13 protein-coding genes are annotated in these 13,830 nt (G+C 69.4%); 6 read left to right on the top strand and 7 right to left on the bottom strand.

From position 1 onward, the window contains the following. Positions 1-303 precede the first annotated feature (303 nt). Positions 304-2,904 carry a pitrilysin family protein gene (locus FL311_RS32810; RefSeq protein WP_141331459.1) on the top strand — a complete coding sequence of 867 codons (2,601 nt, stop codon included), beginning with the start codon at positions 304-306 and terminating at the stop codon, positions 2,902-2,904. A gap of 51 nt (positions 2,905-2,955) precedes the next feature. On the opposite strand, the gene FL311_RS32805 is transcribed toward FL311_RS32810, so the two are convergent. The 5 genes from FL311_RS32805 to FL311_RS45560 form a co-directional block, all read right to left on the bottom strand. Next, a complete protein-coding gene (locus FL311_RS32805; RefSeq protein ID WP_141331457.1) occupies positions 2,956-3,687 on the bottom strand; it encodes a class I SAM-dependent methyltransferase in 732 nt (243 codons plus the stop codon). A gap of 51 nt (positions 3,688-3,738) precedes the next feature. Further along, positions 3,739-4,308, bottom strand: coding sequence for a DUF1629 domain-containing protein (locus FL311_RS32800; RefSeq protein ID WP_141331455.1), 570 nt, complete (start codon positions 4,306-4,308; stop codon positions 3,739-3,741). Between the two features lie 15 nt (positions 4,309-4,323). After that, positions 4,324-5,667, bottom strand: a complete 1,344-nt coding sequence (locus tag FL311_RS32795; protein WP_141331453.1) for an AHH domain-containing protein — start codon at positions 5,665-5,667, stop codon at positions 4,324-4,326. 96 nt (positions 5,668-5,763) lie between these two features. Then, the gene (locus FL311_RS32790) at positions 5,764-6,732 is read right to left on the bottom strand and encodes a hypothetical protein (protein WP_228557240.1); all 969 of its coding nucleotides are present in this window, start codon (positions 6,730-6,732) and stop codon (positions 5,764-5,766) included. Then, complete coding sequence (locus FL311_RS45560; RefSeq protein WP_228557239.1) at positions 6,729-7,091, bottom strand: hypothetical protein; 363 nt, start codon at positions 7,089-7,091, stop codon at positions 6,729-6,731. The genes FL311_RS32790 and FL311_RS45560 overlap by 4 nt, the downstream gene beginning before the upstream one ends. A gap of 40 nt (positions 7,092-7,131) precedes the next feature. On the opposite strand from FL311_RS45560, the gene FL311_RS32785 reads away from it, so the two are divergent. Then, positions 7,132-7,998: a 50S ribosomal protein L11 methyltransferase gene (locus FL311_RS32785; RefSeq protein WP_141331451.1), complete on the top strand. Its 867-nt coding sequence runs from the start codon at positions 7,132-7,134 to the stop codon at positions 7,996-7,998. A 193-nt stretch (positions 7,999-8,191) separates the two neighbouring features. Here the strand turns inward: FL311_RS32785 and FL311_RS32780 are convergent, their stop codons facing one another. Then, positions 8,192-9,325 (bottom strand): metal-dependent hydrolase, encoded by a 1,134-nt coding sequence (locus FL311_RS32780; RefSeq protein WP_141331449.1) that lies wholly within the window; start codon positions 9,323-9,325, stop codon positions 8,192-8,194. Between the two features lie 122 nt (positions 9,326-9,447). Between FL311_RS32780 and FL311_RS32775 the strand changes: the two genes are divergently transcribed. The 4 genes from FL311_RS32775 to FL311_RS32760 all read left to right on the top strand — a co-directional run bounded on the left by FL311_RS32775 (position 9,448) and on the right by FL311_RS32760 (position 12,212). Then, positions 9,448-9,954, top strand: a complete 507-nt coding sequence (locus FL311_RS32775; RefSeq protein WP_141331447.1) for a DUF1993 family protein — start codon at positions 9,448-9,450, stop codon at positions 9,952-9,954. Between the two features lie 117 nt (positions 9,955-10,071). Further along, positions 10,072-11,061 carry an AraC family transcriptional regulator gene (locus FL311_RS32770; protein ID WP_228557238.1) on the top strand — a complete coding sequence of 330 codons (990 nt, stop codon included), beginning with the start codon at positions 10,072-10,074 and terminating at the stop codon, positions 11,059-11,061. Positions 11,062-11,189: 128 nt separating this feature from the next. Next, on the top strand, positions 11,190-11,678 hold the full coding sequence (locus tag FL311_RS32765; RefSeq protein WP_141331443.1) for a DUF962 domain-containing protein: 489 nt from the start codon (positions 11,190-11,192) through the stop codon (positions 11,676-11,678). 18 nt (positions 11,679-11,696) lie between these two features. Beyond that, the gene (locus FL311_RS32760; RefSeq protein WP_141331441.1) at positions 11,697-12,212 is read left to right on the top strand and encodes a hypothetical protein; all 516 of its coding nucleotides are present in this window, start codon (positions 11,697-11,699) and stop codon (positions 12,210-12,212) included. A 28-nt stretch (positions 12,213-12,240) separates the two neighbouring features. Here the strand turns inward: FL311_RS32760 and FL311_RS32755 are convergent. Further along, positions 12,241-13,830: adenylate/guanylate cyclase domain-containing protein (locus FL311_RS32755; RefSeq protein WP_228557237.1), on the bottom strand; the 1,590-nt coding region annotated here is incomplete at its 5' end.

The following is a 13,830-nucleotide window of genomic DNA, read 5'->3' as shown; positions in this document are numbered from 1 at the left end:
GGGCAGTGGCGGTGGGGGCGGGGGGGCCGCTTGGACGCCAGTGTCCTCCAGGTCCAGGCTGTCGCGCAGGTCCGCGAGCGGATCCACCTCTTCCGGAGGTGACGGCATGGGCGTTCCCAGGTTACCGCCCAGCGGCGCGGCCTACCAGGGACGCGTGACGGGAAGGGTCGGTTCAGGCGACCGGACGCGGGGAGGCCCCACGGACCCCTCGACGCCGGGGCGCCCGGGCGTTAGCCAGTGAGGGATAAATCTCACCTCGCCTTGCCCTCCTGGGGGGCGAGTGCCAGCTTCGGACCCTTCCATATGGCCATCCGCTACGCGCTGCCCAACGGGCTCACTGTCGTCTTCGAGGAACAGCACGCCGCCAAGGTCGCGGCCTTCCAGGTCTGGGTGAAGGTCGGCAGCGCCGACGAGCGCCCGGACCAGGCGGGCCTGGCCCACCTGCACGAGCACATGCTCTTCAAGGGCACGGAGCGGCGCGGCCCCGGCGAAATCGCCCGGGACGTGGAGGCCCACGGCGGGGAGATCAACGCCTGGACGTCCTACGACCAGACGGTCTACCACATCGTCATCGCCAGCCAGTTCGCCCGGACGGGCCTGGACATCCTCGGGGACGCGGTGCGCCGCTCCGCCTTCGACGCCGAGGAGCTCTCGCGCGAAATCGAGGTCGTCTGCGAGGAGATCAAACGCAGCCAGGACACGCCGTCCCGGCGGGCCTCGCGCGACTTGTTCTCCACGGCCTTCCAGCGCCACCCGTACCGGCTGCCGGTGCTGGGGACGGCGGAGAGCGTGCGCAGCTTCAGCCGCGAGAAGGTGCTGGAGTTCTACCACCGGTACTACACGCCGAAGAACATGGTGCTGTCCGTCTCGGGTGACCTGAGCGAGGCGGAGCTGCGCGGGTGGGTGGACGAGATCTTCGGTGGGGACTGGGGCCGGCCGTTCGAGGGTGAGATGAAGCGCCCCGAGGAGCCCGCGCTCACGGGCCGCCGTGTGCTGCTGCGTCCGGACGAGGTGAAGGAGGCGTGGCTGCACCTGACGTTCCCGATTCCGGAGGCCGCGCACCCGGACACGCCCGCGCTGGACGTGCTGGCGATGATGGTGGGTCAGGGAGAGGCGTCCCGGCTGTCGCGCGAGGTGAAGCGCCGCCACAACCTGGTCAACGACATCCACGCCTTCGCGTACACGCCGCAGGACCCGGGCCTGTTCTCGGTGTCGATGACGCTGCAGCCCGGCCACTGCGAGCGCGCATTGGAGGAGGCGGCGAAGACGCTGGCCACGATGCGCGTGACGCCGGTGACGGCGGACGAGCTGTCCACGGCGAAGGCGCTGCTGGAGGCGGAGGCCGTCTACCAGCGCGAGACGGTGCAGGGCGTGGCGCGGAAGATGGGCTACTTCCAGTCCGGCATGGGCAGCCTGGAGGCGGAGGCGCGCTACTACGAGGCCGTGCGCTCGCTGACGCCCGAGCACATCCAGAAGGCGGCGGAGAAGTACCTGCGGCTGGACAAGGCCATCGTCACGGCGCTGTTGCCGCACGGGACGGAGTTCACGGAGGCGCAGGTGAACGCGGTGCTGGACCGCGTGGAGAAGGGCCCCGTGGCCGCGCCGCCCGAGCGCAGGGCGAGCAAGGTGTCGGCGGGCGAGCCCTCGCTCAAGCTGGGCGCGAAGGCGAAGGGTCCCAGCGACATCATCCAGGAGACGCTGCCTTCGGGAGCGAAGGTGGTGGTGCGCATGGAGCCGGCGGTGCCGCTGTTCGCGGTGCGCGCGGCGTTCAGGGGCGGGTTGCGCTACGAGACGCCGGCGGACAACGGGCTGACGACGCTCTTGGCGCGCAGCCTCACGCGGGGCACGCCGACGCGGGACGCGGAGGAGATTTCCCAGCTCGCGGACATCTACGCGGGCAGCATGGGCGGCTTGAGCGGACGCAACTCGGTGAACCTGCGCGGGGAGTTCCTCTCGCGGCACTTCGAGGCGGCGTTCCGGTTGTTCGCGGACAGCGTGTTGCACCCCTCGTTCCCCGAGGTGGAGGTGGCGCGGGAGCGCACGCTGATGCTCCAGGACATCCTCACGAGGGAGGACAAGCCGTCGGGCCTGGCGTTCGACCTGTTCAACCGGACGCTGTTCCGGACGCACCCGTACCGGATGCCGACGCTGGGTGAGAAGGAGTCGGTGGAGGCGCTGGGGCCCGAGGCGCTCCGCGCGTACCACGAGAAGTACATGGACCCGTCGCAGCTGGTGCTGACGGTGGTGGGCGACGTGAAGGTGGACGAGGTGCTCGCGCTGGCGAACGAGTACTTCGGCAAGTCGCGGGGCAAGGCCGCGCCGGCGCCGCGCATCCTGGAGGAGGGGCCGCTGGAGGGTGCGCGCGAGGAGAAGCGCGTGCTGGCCAAGGCGCAGTCGCACCTGGTGATGGGCTTCCGGGGCATGCGCATCAACGACCCGGAGCGGCACGCGCTGGAGGCGCTGTCGGGGGTGTTGTCCGGCCAGGGCGGGCGGCTGTTCGTGGAGCTGCGCGACAAGCGGTCGATGGCGTACAGCGTGAGCAGCTTCGGCGTGGAGGGCATCGAGCCGGGCTACTTCGCGGCGTACATGGGGACGAGTCCGGAGAAGGTGGACGCGGCGCTGGAGGGCATCCGCGCGGAGCTTCGGCGCGTGCGTGACGAGCGGATTCCCGAGGCGGAGCTGGAGCGGGCGAAGCAGAACCTCATCGGCACGCATGAGATCGCGCTCCAGCGTAACGGCGCGCGGGCGGGGATGATGGCCATGGACACCCTGTACGGGCTGAACCTGGACAACTTCCTGCACTATGCGGAGCACATCGCCGCGGTGACGTCGGAGCAGGTGCGGGACGTGGCGCGCAAGGTCATCGACTTCGACAAGAGCGTGCTCGCCGTCGTCGGGCCGTGATGTCGGGTGGGCGAGCGCCGGGGTCGTGGCGCTCGCCTTCTCACGACGGGGCTACTTCTGGCCACTGAGCGCGGTGAGGAGTGGGTTGTCTCGGTAGACGCGCCAGAAGTCGTCTCCGTACTTCTGGCGGGCCTCTTCGGGAATCTCGAAGGGGTGCCAGGTGATGTCGCGGAAGCCCGCCTCGGCGAGGGTGGCTTCGTAGACCTGGGTGGACCAGCGGAAGTACTCGAAGGGCGCAGGGGGCTCGGTGAGGAAGAGGGCCTTGCAGAAGTGGCGCCCGTCCTCGAGCTGCTCGCTGAGGACCTCGACGCCGTAGGGCGCCCAGCTCGAGCGGGCCACGTCGAAGGTCGGGTCGATGGTCATCGCGATGAAGCGCCCACCGGGCTTGAGGTTGGCGTAGGCGCCACGGCACATGTCGAGCAACTCCTGACGAGCGCCCACGTAGTTCAGCAGGTAGACGGCTGTCACCAGGTCGAAGTCACCGAGTCGCGGGAGGGCTCGGGCGTCGAGCACGTGGTAGCGCAGTCCGCGGGGTTGGGTTTGTTCCTTGTCGCGCGCGAGCTGGACCATCTCCAGGGAGATGTCCACGCCCTCCACGCCGTCGGCGCCGAGTTCGTTGAGGGGCCGTGAGTAGTGGCCCGTGCCACAGGCGAGGTCCAACACACGCTTCCCGCGCAGGTCGCCGACCAGTCGCAGGAAGGTGTGTCGCTCTGGGATGGGCAGAGCGGCGGTGTTCTTGAACTGCTCGTACTTGCTCCCGATGCTGTCGTACTGCTCGGACATGCGTGCGCCCACGGTGGAAGGGGACGATGCGAGCAGGGGTGCTGGCGCGAGTCAAACGGGCGTGAGCTTCACGCCGGTGGCCTTCTTCTTCGTTAGGGCACGCTGGAGGTCCTCGGAGACGACGAGAGCGATGGACCAGCCCCAGGTGCGGAACACCTTCGCATCCCCCACCTTCGCGGGGTCGATGCGCATGCCATAGACATCGCGGTACTGGCCCAGCTTCTCGGGTCGACGGTCCTCCTCGGTCCAGTAGAGCACCTCTTCCGTCGCCCCATCGTCGATGCAGCGGATGAGCTTCGTCGCCACGAGGATGAAGTACGCGTCGGGGCGTCCCTCGATATCCACGGGGACGAGTTGCACATCGTCAGGGGCAAGTTCCTGGAAGAGGTTGGCCACGGTGACATGGACTACCGGGGTGCTGAAGCCCGCCAGGGAGAAGTCGAGCGCCTTACCCGGCACTTCGATGGGAACAGAGAGCCGTCCGCTCACCGCTACCGGATGGCCCTCCCTGAACATCCAGGGGTCCTCCAGCTCACTTCCTCCAGACTCGCGGGGATGCCCCAGGTCCCATCGGCCCAGCACGGAGACATCGTCGGTCAATTGGAAGTACCGCTTCACCATCGCGCAGCCTCGGTCTCACTCGCTTCGCGTCAGCAACTTGTTCAAGCCCGAGCCAGGAGTGGAGACCTCCCTCGCGAGCCGTCTGAGTTCCGTGACCAGGACCTCACGACACTCCATCACCGTCCGGCATCCCTTCGTCGCTTCTTCCAGCCGTGCATAGACGCGCTCATGATAGCGCTGCGGATGGGGACCTCGATGGCCTTGAACCTCGACCACGTTCTCGGCGTCCTTCAGCTCCATCCCCGCCTTCGCGAAGATTCGTCGGAACCGTGGCGTCCAAGGGCCACCCCGGACCGGAGATTTGCTGTTCTTGTCGGTGGCGATGTGATGGTTCTCGGGGTCCCTGCCGCCCATCTCACGTGACGCCATGGCGACGGCGTTGGGAGCCAGCGCGATGGTGAAGCCATCTGCTGCCATCGCCACCGACTGGACGCCTCCGATCGCCCCGTAGCGGTAACCCGCCTGAGACTCGACGAAGAGCGCGGCCTGCGAGGAGCCGGGCAGCCTTGAGGAGCGAGCCAACAGTCCCGCTGTATTCCCCAGAGCAGCGGTGGTCAGCATGACGAAGATGCGCGCCGCGTTCTCTCCAAGGACTTCACCGTAGACCTCTCCCGCGTCACGGAGTTGCTCGAAGGTCGTGGCCCGGTCCACGGTCCGCACCAGCGAGACCCATCCATCCAGGATGCGCCAGACCGTGTCGACGCCCAGGTAGGCGATGGCCGAGGCCGTCAGCAGCGCAGCAAGGCCCTTACTCATGGGCTCGGGCAATACCCAGAGGAGCATGTACATGCTGACGGAGGCACTCACCGTCGCCATCAATGCCTGTGGGTCCGCCATGTCCTCCAGCGCTTCCGCCGTCTCCTCCCAAACTGACTCCATTGCGATGGCCATGGCCAACGAGTACTTGCCGTCGCTGGCCAGCAATGGGCCCTCCGTCAGCAGGCGGAGGCAATCACCCGGTTGGTTCTTCCGCTCACACCAATGGCCGTAGGCGCGCGTCAGCGCATCGTCCGCGTAGGACTCCAGCAGGCTCGGTCCATCGGGTGAATCTTGCTCCTTCCGGGGGATGAGCCGTGGTCCCTGGTTGTCGAAGAAGAACACCCCACTCCGCTCGGGAACACCGAAGAGTTCGCGTGCCTCTCGCATGGGACTCGCGAAAGGTCGCACGTCTCGAGCGAGTACCACCACTGCGGCCTCGAACTCCTCTTCGTCCAACTCCACCGGCGCAGCATCGTCCTGGGCGATGGGAGCGTGTGCCAGTGGAGGCTCGACCCCTGTCTCCAGGCGAACCAGACGCGTCGTCCCGCATCCCGTCACGGCCAGCGCAAGCAACAGCCCGACAATCCCGAGCGCTTTCATCCACGCCCTCCCTCTCCGGACTCGTTCCCCGAAGACTGGGCTCCGGGATATCAGAGTGAGTGGGCTGGTGAGGACAAGAGACTCCTCCGCAATCAATCAGAGTTCAGTGCCAGGGAGCACGGGTGACGGCGGCGGTGGCTCCGCTTCCGGCACCTCCCGGAGTCCCATCGACAGCGCCGAGTCGAGCGCATCGAGCAGTGGCCCCGTGGGAGCCCCAGGCAACGTGTTGCACGCCCGGACAAGGTCGCGCTTCCTGCGCAGCTTCTCCGGCTGCCGCTTCGCCTCCACCGCGAGCGCCTCCACATCCACCGGCGCCGACAGCAAGACAGCACACGTGCGGAACAACTCCATCCGCGCGCGGTCGTCCTCCTCCAACAACACCGGCGCCCCGTCCAGCTTCAGCCCCTTGAAGCCCAACGCCCGCACCTGCTCCACATCGAGCACCAGCACACCGTTCTCCGTGGGACGTGGCGCGGGCGGCTCGCCCTTGCCTCCGGTCAGCTCCACCACCCCGTCCGCCGGCTCGGGATGACAGGGCACCTCGCGCAGCGCCACCATCTCATCCGCCTTGCGCGTCTCCGTCGTCTTCCCTCCCCTGTGGAGCTGGATGAGCCCCGCGACCAGCGCCGGCACGCCCACCGACAACAACACCACGCCCCACGTCGTCGCCACCTTGCGACTCGAAGGCCCGTAGTGCCCGTCCCGGTCGATGCCATCCCGGTCCGGCGTGTTCGAGAACAACGTCCTCCCGAGCACCAGGAAGCCACCGATGCCCGTGAGCACCCCACCCGAGCTCACCGCCCCCGCCGCGCCCGGTGACGAGTGCGTGCTGATGAGGTTCTCCGTGTACTCGACGTGCTGCTCCGTCCGACAGACGTCCGCCGTGGAGAACCGCAGTGAGAGTCTTGGCCAGTCCACCTCGGCGCTCGCGAAGGGCATCCGCTCCCCGAGCTGCGACTCCTGGACATACGTCCGCAGCACAGGGCCCCGCTCGGTGCGCCGCTCCACGTCCAGCGGCGTGCACCCCACCGCCAACATCAACACCGACGCCACCCACCGCTTCATGGCTGCTCCCCCCGGAAGTACGCCGCCACGTCCGGGCACTCCACCAGGAAGCGCGTCGTGTCCTCGCAGCTCGGCGACTTCTCCGTCGTCGTCCCCACCCGGATGAGCGGCTCCCGGCAGTCCAGCACCCGCTCCCGCGCGGGCGTCACGAAGGCGAAGTCCTCCGAGCCACACCCCGTCCGCTCCAGCAGGGTCGTCTCACAGGAGGTGTCCAGGTCGAGCTGCTCGGCGACTCCGGGGCAGGCCAACGTCTGGCAGAGGCGGGTCACCACATCCCGACAGACCGCCGCGTCGGGTGCTTCCGGGCCGGAGCAGGCACACAGCCAGGCCAGGGGCCACAAGATGAACAGGTATCTCACGGCGCTCCCACGCTACGCACGGCGCGGTAAAAGGGCCCGCATGTCCCAGACCTATCTGTCACTCACCGTGGAGTTGCCCGAGGAAGCGTCCGAGGCCGTACAGGACCTCCTCCACGAGTCCGGTGCGCTCGGCCTCGAGGTACGAGACCGCGAAACCCCCACCATGCCCGGCGTGAAGCCCCCCAACGCGGGCGAGTCCATCGTCATCGGCTACTTCGAGGACCGCCCCACCGCCGAGTCCGCTCGCGACAGCGTCGCCGAGTCCTTCCCCGACGCCCGCCTCGGCCTGGACGAGCAGCCCCAGCAGGACTGGAGCAACGAGTGGAAGTCCCTCATCAAGTCCGTCCACGTCGGCCGCCTCTGGGTGGGCCCGCCCTGGGACGTGGCCAACGCCCCCGCGGACGCGGTGCGCCTGGTCATCGAGCCCAAGATGGCCTTCGGCACCGGTGACCACCCCACGACGTCCCTGTGCCTCGCCGCCGTCGACGCGTACATGACCGACCACCCGGGCGCGAGCGTCCTGGACGTGGGCACCGGCACCGGCGTGCTCGCCATCGCCGCGAAGAAGCTGGGCGCGGGCCGCGTGGTCGCCACCGACAACGACCCCACCTCCGTGGAGCTCGCCCAGGAGAACCTCACCGACAACGGCACCCCGGACATCGACGTGTCCGGCAAGGAGCTGACCGCCGTCGAGGGCACCTTCGACCTGGTGCTGGCCAACATCCTCGCCAACACGCTCATCGAGCTGGCGCCGCTCATCGCGCCCAAGGCCAAGGACCGGCTGGTCCTCGCGGGCGTGCTCTCCCACCAGCGCGCCGACGTCGAGGCCGCCTACCGCAACCTCGGCTTCACCGTGCTCCCCGGCGCCACCCAGGGCGAGTGGGTGCGCATCGACTTGAAGCGCTGATGAGGCCCGACGCTCCGAGGGCTCGCACGAGGACAGCGTCCTCTCGAGCCTTCGGATGCCTGGAGCGTCCCAGGATTCCAAGCCCAGGGGAGCCCTTCGCCACCCGCTGCGCGCGTGCGCCCGTCGTGACCTGCAACCCGACGAGGGGACGCGGTGACACGTCCCGCGTGCGCGGCCTGCTTCGGGCCTCGCGTCAATGCGTCCCGTTGCTCGGCGGAGCGCGAACGGGCTTCAGCTCCTTGTCCAGCTCGACCACCGCGGAGCCGAGCCCGCCGCTCTGCATCCGCGAGTAGCGCACGTCATCGATGGTGACGCGCCAGCCCTGCGCCGTCTCGCTCACCTGATACGTGGGCAGCCGCAGCCAGTTCGACAGTCCGCGCAGGTGCGGCGCCGCGAGCGCGGCCTGGATGACCGGGCCGGGGTTCGGCTCGCGCGGCAGGGTCGGGCCGTTGATGCGCAGGTGCTCCTCTCCGCCCTTCAGGAAGTCCGCCGTCACGAAGTGGTAGCGGTCCTTCCCCACCGCGATGAGGTCTCGCACGAAGGGGTTCGCCGGCACCGGCCCCGCGATGACGCGCTCCACCGACTGCCCCTGCCCCTCCAGCCATGCCTTCGCGCGCGGCGCCGCCACCTGCGAGCCCAACAGGATGGCCCCCAGGTACAGCACCAGCCCCACGCCACACACCGTGGCCACCCGCTGCGTGGACACCACCTGCGTCCCCTTCAATCGCAGCCACACAATCGCCGCCACGCCCACCACCCACAGCACCTTCGCGGGCCACGGCACGAAGTCGGGCACCGTCACGAGCGCCGTGCTCGCGAGGCCCAACACCAGCCACCCCGCCACGGACTTGCGCGTGCGCGCATCCGCCATGATGACCGCCGCCCCCGCGAGCAACCACACCCACGGGTCGACGATGAACAGCGTATCCCCGTAGAACCACGCCCCGTCGAACGGCATCAACAATCGCACGCCATACGTGTTGAGCCAGTCCAACGCGGGATGACTCAACACCGACAGCGTCGACAACAACAACAGCGGCCCCGCTCGCACCGGCTCCAGCTCCGGATGGCGACGCCTGCGCACGAAGCGGTCCCACGCCAGCATCAACCCCGTGAGCACGAACGGCCAGATGGCCAGCATCAGCACGCCGTGCGTCCAGCCCCGTCGCCAGTACAGCGAGGCATCCGAGCCCGCGAACGTCACCACCGCGTCCACATCCGGGAGGTTGGCGCCGATGACGAGCGTCGCGGTGGCCAAGGGCGTGTAGCGCTTGAGCCCCGCCTCCGCCATCCAGGCCCCGACGAGTGAGTGCGCGAGGTTGTCCATTCCCCCCGAGGCTACTTCACCCCACGCGGACCTCGACACCTCGCGTCAGCCGAAATCCTCCAGCACGCAGGGCCCAGGCGGATTAACACTCGCCCCGCGCACCCCTTCTTGTGGAGCACACCATGTCCCTGTCGATGTACGAGGCCACCATCCCCGTCTTCATCCGCGCCCTCGAGGTGCTCTCCACCCTCGTCACGCAGGGCGAGAAGTACGCCCAGGAGAACGGCCTCGACCCGAAGCAGGTGCTCGAGGCGCGCCTCGCGTCGGACATGTTCAACCTGGTGCAGCAGGTCCAGCGCGCCAGCGACACCTCGAAGGCCACCGCCGAGCGGCTCAGCGGCGCGCCCGCCCCGCGCATGCCCGACACCGAGAGCACCTTCGATGAGCTGCGCCAGCGCATCGACAAGACCATCACGTACCTCAAGTCCGTCCCCGCCAAGAGCTTCGCGGGCAGCGAGAACCGCACCGTCACGCTCACCACCGGCACCCTCAAGCGCGACTTCAAGGGCGACGAGTACCTGCTCACCTTCGGCCTGCCCAACTTCTACTTCCACATCACCACCGCCTACGGAATCCTCCGCCACCTGGGCGTGCCCATCGGCAAGAAGGACTTCATCGGCCCCATGTGAGCCCCGGCTGAACGCCTCTTGGGCCCGACGCGCCGGACAGGCTAGCGTCCCCGGCGCGTGGAGCCCCCTGCCTCCCAGTCCCTCCCGAGACCTCCCACGGAGGTCCGCTCGCAGCTCGTGGGTCCGCTGCTCGCGTACCTGCGCGCCACGGGCCTGGACCCCACGCCCCTGGTGGAGCGCTTCGGCCTGCCGCTCGACGCGGGCTCGCTCCCCGAGGTCAGCCTCCCGCTGACCACCCTGCACGCCTTCCTCGACGCCGCCGAGCGGCTCTCCCAGGACGCCTTTCTTGGCCTGCACGTCGCCCAGCGCGTGCCTCGCGGCAACTACGGCCTCGTCGAGTACATCGCCCGGGCCTCGCCCACGCTGCGCGACACCTTCCGCGCGATGGCGCGCTACATGGCCCTCCTGGAGCCCGCCTGGAGCGCGTCCTTCACCGACGACACGGACGGCGGCGGCACCTTCTCCTACGGCATCGAGGGCGCCCCGCTCGCATACGGACGCCACGCCAGCGAGTACGGGCTCGCGCTCTTCACCCACGTCGGCCGGCAGCTCACCGAGCGCCCGTGGTCGCCTCGCGCCATCGCCTTCGCGCACCCCGCCCCTCCGGACATCGCGCCGCTGGTGGACCACTTCGGCGTCTCGCCCACGTTCAACCGCGGCCGCAACGCGCTCACGCTGGACGCGGCCACATTGGATTTGCGCGTGCTCGGCGCGGACCCCGCCCTGCTCTCCGTGCTGGAGCGCGCCGCGAGCGCCGCCGTGCCCTCGCCCGCACCGGATGCGCCCGGCTTCGTCCAGGCCGTGCGCGACACCATCCGCGCGTCCCTGCGCGAGGGCGCGCCCCAGGCCGCCGACGTGGCCAAGGGACTCCACCTGAGCCTGCGCACCCTGCAGCGCCGCCTCACCGAGCACGGCACGTCCTTCCAGGACGAGGTCGACACGGTGCGCCGTGAGCTGGCCTACCAGTACCTGCGCGACGCGAACCTGGGCGTCAGCCAGGTCGCCTTCCTCCTGGGCTACTCCGAGCTGAGCACCTTCGACCGCGCCTTCAAGCGGTGGACGGGGATGACGCCGCGCGTCTGGCGCGAGGGCGCGGAGCGGGGCTGAGACACCGGGCGTGCGGGCCAGCCGACCCGTGGCGTCCCGTGCCAGGAGATTGGCGTGAGCCGCCAGGGACACGCGCCGGGGACTCCCCTAACTTGGAAGGTCCCCTGCTCCGCCGTCCGGAGGAAGCCATGCTCAAGGCCCCCATCGCCGCGCTCTTCGACGAGTACTACGCGTCGCACCAGCACCCCACCAACCGGCTGACCCACAAGGTCGCCATTCCGGTCATCGTCCTGCACATCATCGCGATGCTGGACTGGGTGAGGCTGGCGACGGTGCCCGCGCTGCCGGGCGGCGTGCTGACGCTGGGCATGGTGGCCTGGGCGCTCGCCGCGGTCTGGTACCTGCGCGCGGACGTGAAGCTGGGGCTCGTCGTGGTGGCCTTCATGGCCGCCTGCTTCCCCCTGGGCCGGCTGATGCCCACCTGGAGCGTGGTGGCCATCGCCGCGTTCGGCTGGCTCATCCAGCTCGCCGGCCACGCCGTGTGGGAGAAGAAGTCCCCGTCCTTCCTCACCAACCTGGTGCACGCGCTGGTGGGCCCGCTGTTCTTCGTCGCCGTGCTCTTCGGCGACTACGTCATCAAGCCCCAGCCCCAGGGCGCCACGCCGGCGCGCGCCTGAAGTACCCTCAGGACTCCCATGAGCTTCGCCGACAAGCTGCGCACCTGGATGCCCCTGCACGAGAACGGCCCCAGCCGCGCCGTGCACTTCGTGGGCGCTTACATGTTCATCTTCGCCCTGCTCGTCCCGCTGGGCCTCGTGCGCTTCTCGGTGGGAGGCTTCTCGCTGTCCGCCGCCCACGTGCTGGTGGCCCTGGTGGCGCTGTACGCCATCAGCCTGGAGTGGACGGCGGGCCTGCTGATGAGCCTGCCGCTCGTCCCCACGCTGAGCGCCGCGCTCGCGGTGGGCCACCTTCCCGGCACCACCGTGGCCATCGTCGCCGTGTCCGTGATGGTGGTGCGCTTCGCGCTCGTGGTGGGCGCGCACGTCGTCCTCGAGAAGAAGACCCACGGCCTGTCCCTGGGCGGGCCGCAGCTGTTCTTCATCGAGCCCGTGTACCTCATCACGCTGTTGCTGTTCGGCATGGGGCTCAAGCGCGACCTGCACGCGCGTGTCATGTCCGGTGGGTCCCGCCCCGCGCCGCTGACGGTGTGACGCCCGAGCGCCTGGGGGCCTTCCTCCCTCAGGTGCCGCTGGCGATGCGCACGGGAGCAGGCGACTCGACGTCCGCGTCGAGCGCGTGGCCCTGGAGCGCGTGGACCACCACCGCTTCCCGGCGTCCCTTCACGTGGGCCTCGCCCAGGCGCAGGCCGACGAAGTCGCCGCCGCCGCGCGTCCACGTGCTCTCGCTCACCAGGATGTCCACGCCGTGCACCTTGGTGAGCCCCTCGACTCGCGAGGCCAGGTTCACCGCGTCGCCGATGACGGTGTACTCGTGCTGCTCGGCGCCCCCGAGCATGCCCGCGGCCACCACGCCCGTGTGAAGCCCGATGCCGATGCGCAACGGAGGCAGGCCCCGGCGCAGGCGCAGCACGTTGAGCTCGGCCAGCTTCTCGCGCATGGCCAGGGCCGCGCGCATCGCCTGCTCCGCGTGGTCCTCGCTCGAGTCCGGCACGCCCCAGCACGCGAGCATCCCGTCCCCGAGGAACTTGTTCACGATGCCCCCGTGCGCCATCACGATGTGCGTCATCCGCCCGAAGTACTCGTCGAGCAGCTCCAGCACCTCGCGCGGCTGCAGCGTCTCGCTCAGCATGGTGAAGTCGCGGATGTCACTGAAGAGGATGGTGACTTCCCGCTGCACCGGCCGCAGCGACGTGTCCCCCGACGCCATCACCCGCTCCACCACCGGCTTGGGCAGGAAGCGCGACAGGCCGTCGCGGCGCCGCAGCCGCAGGAACATGCTGCCCACCTCCGCGTTCGTCATCGCGATGAGCAGCCCCAGCGTCACGTAGCAGAAGACGACGAAGCTGGTGCTGGACCAGGTGCCGTGCCCGGACACGCCCGCGACGAAGGCATACCCCATGGACGACAGCGCCGTGGACAACAGCACGTGCAGCCACGAGAAGCGCGCCACGGAGAACACCAGCACCATGCCCATGCTCGCGCCCAGCATGCCCGCGTCGAACTGGCCCGTGCGCGCCCAGGCGTGCCACCCCATGAAGGCGAAGAAGCTGGTGTCCGCCACCGTGGTGGGCACGGGCAACCACCGCGCGTGCCGCAAGTGCGGCCGCTGACGCAGCAGCACCACCAGCGCGAGCACGGAGAACAACCCATACAGGACGATGGCCAGCACACGCTGGAGGTCATGCGGCGGCAGGGACTCGCCCGTGACGTGGGCGATGCCGCCCTGACTCACCGACAGGAGCGCCATCAGCGCCAGCCGCACCCACGCCACGCGCCGCTCGCCTCGCAGCGAGCTCTCCGCAAGCACCAGCTCCTCATTGGCGCGGCTCAGCGCGAAGCGGGCCACGGCGGAGTCCTGTCCCGGCGAGAAGCCCTCGTCGTCCCGGCCCATGATGGCGAGCTCCCCTTCCTTCCCTTCCCGGGGCGGCGCCTGTCGCGACGCCCCCAGGCTCACGCGGACCTCCTCGGCGTCCACGCCGGTGACCTTCGCCTCGAACGCGCGGCCCTTGCCGTCGAAGACCTCCAGCGCGTCACCTTCGCCCAGGCGCAGCACGTGGATGACGTAGTGGCGGCGCTCGCCGGTGAGCACGAGCGTGTCGGGGGCGGGCTCGGCGATGGGGACGAAGAGGCGGACCACGTGGGCTTCTCC

Source organism: Myxococcus sp. AB025B, assembly GCF_006518215.1.
GTDB lineage: Bacteria > Myxococcota > Myxococcia > Myxococcales > Myxococcaceae > Myxococcus > Myxococcus fulvus.
Note: the sequence above shows the minus strand (reverse complement) of the source record. Positions and strands in the feature narration are given on the sequence as shown.

Bases quoted from the DNA above. Each gene is read 5' to 3' on its own strand.
- FL311_RS32775 (WP_141331447.1), top strand. From the start codon at position 9,448: ATGTCCCTGTCGATGTACGAGGCCACCATCCCCGTCTTCATCCGCGCC.
- FL311_RS32795 (WP_141331453.1), bottom strand. From the start codon at position 5,667: ATGAAAGCGCTCGGGATTGTCGGGCTGTTGCTTGCGCTGGCCGTGACG.
- FL311_RS32785 (WP_141331451.1), top strand. From the start codon at position 7,132: ATGTCCCAGACCTATCTGTCACTCACCGTGGAGTTGCCCGAGGAAGCG.
- FL311_RS32810 (WP_141331459.1), top strand. From the start codon at position 304: ATGGCCATCCGCTACGCGCTGCCCAACGGGCTCACTGTCGTCTTCGAG.
- FL311_RS32800 (WP_141331455.1), bottom strand. From the start codon at position 4,308: ATGGTGAAGCGGTACTTCCAATTGACCGACGATGTCTCCGTGCTGGGC.
- FL311_RS32765 (WP_141331443.1), top strand. From the start codon at position 11,190: ATGCTCAAGGCCCCCATCGCCGCGCTCTTCGACGAGTACTACGCGTCG.
- FL311_RS32760 (WP_141331441.1), top strand. From the start codon at position 11,697: ATGAGCTTCGCCGACAAGCTGCGCACCTGGATGCCCCTGCACGAGAAC.
- FL311_RS32790 (WP_228557240.1), bottom strand. From the start codon at position 6,732: ATGAAGCGGTGGGTGGCGTCGGTGTTGATGTTGGCGGTGGGGTGCACG.
- FL311_RS32780 (WP_141331449.1), bottom strand. From the start codon at position 9,325: ATGGACAACCTCGCGCACTCACTCGTCGGGGCCTGGATGGCGGAGGCG.
- FL311_RS32805 (WP_141331457.1), bottom strand. From the start codon at position 3,687: ATGTCCGAGCAGTACGACAGCATCGGGAGCAAGTACGAGCAGTTCAAG.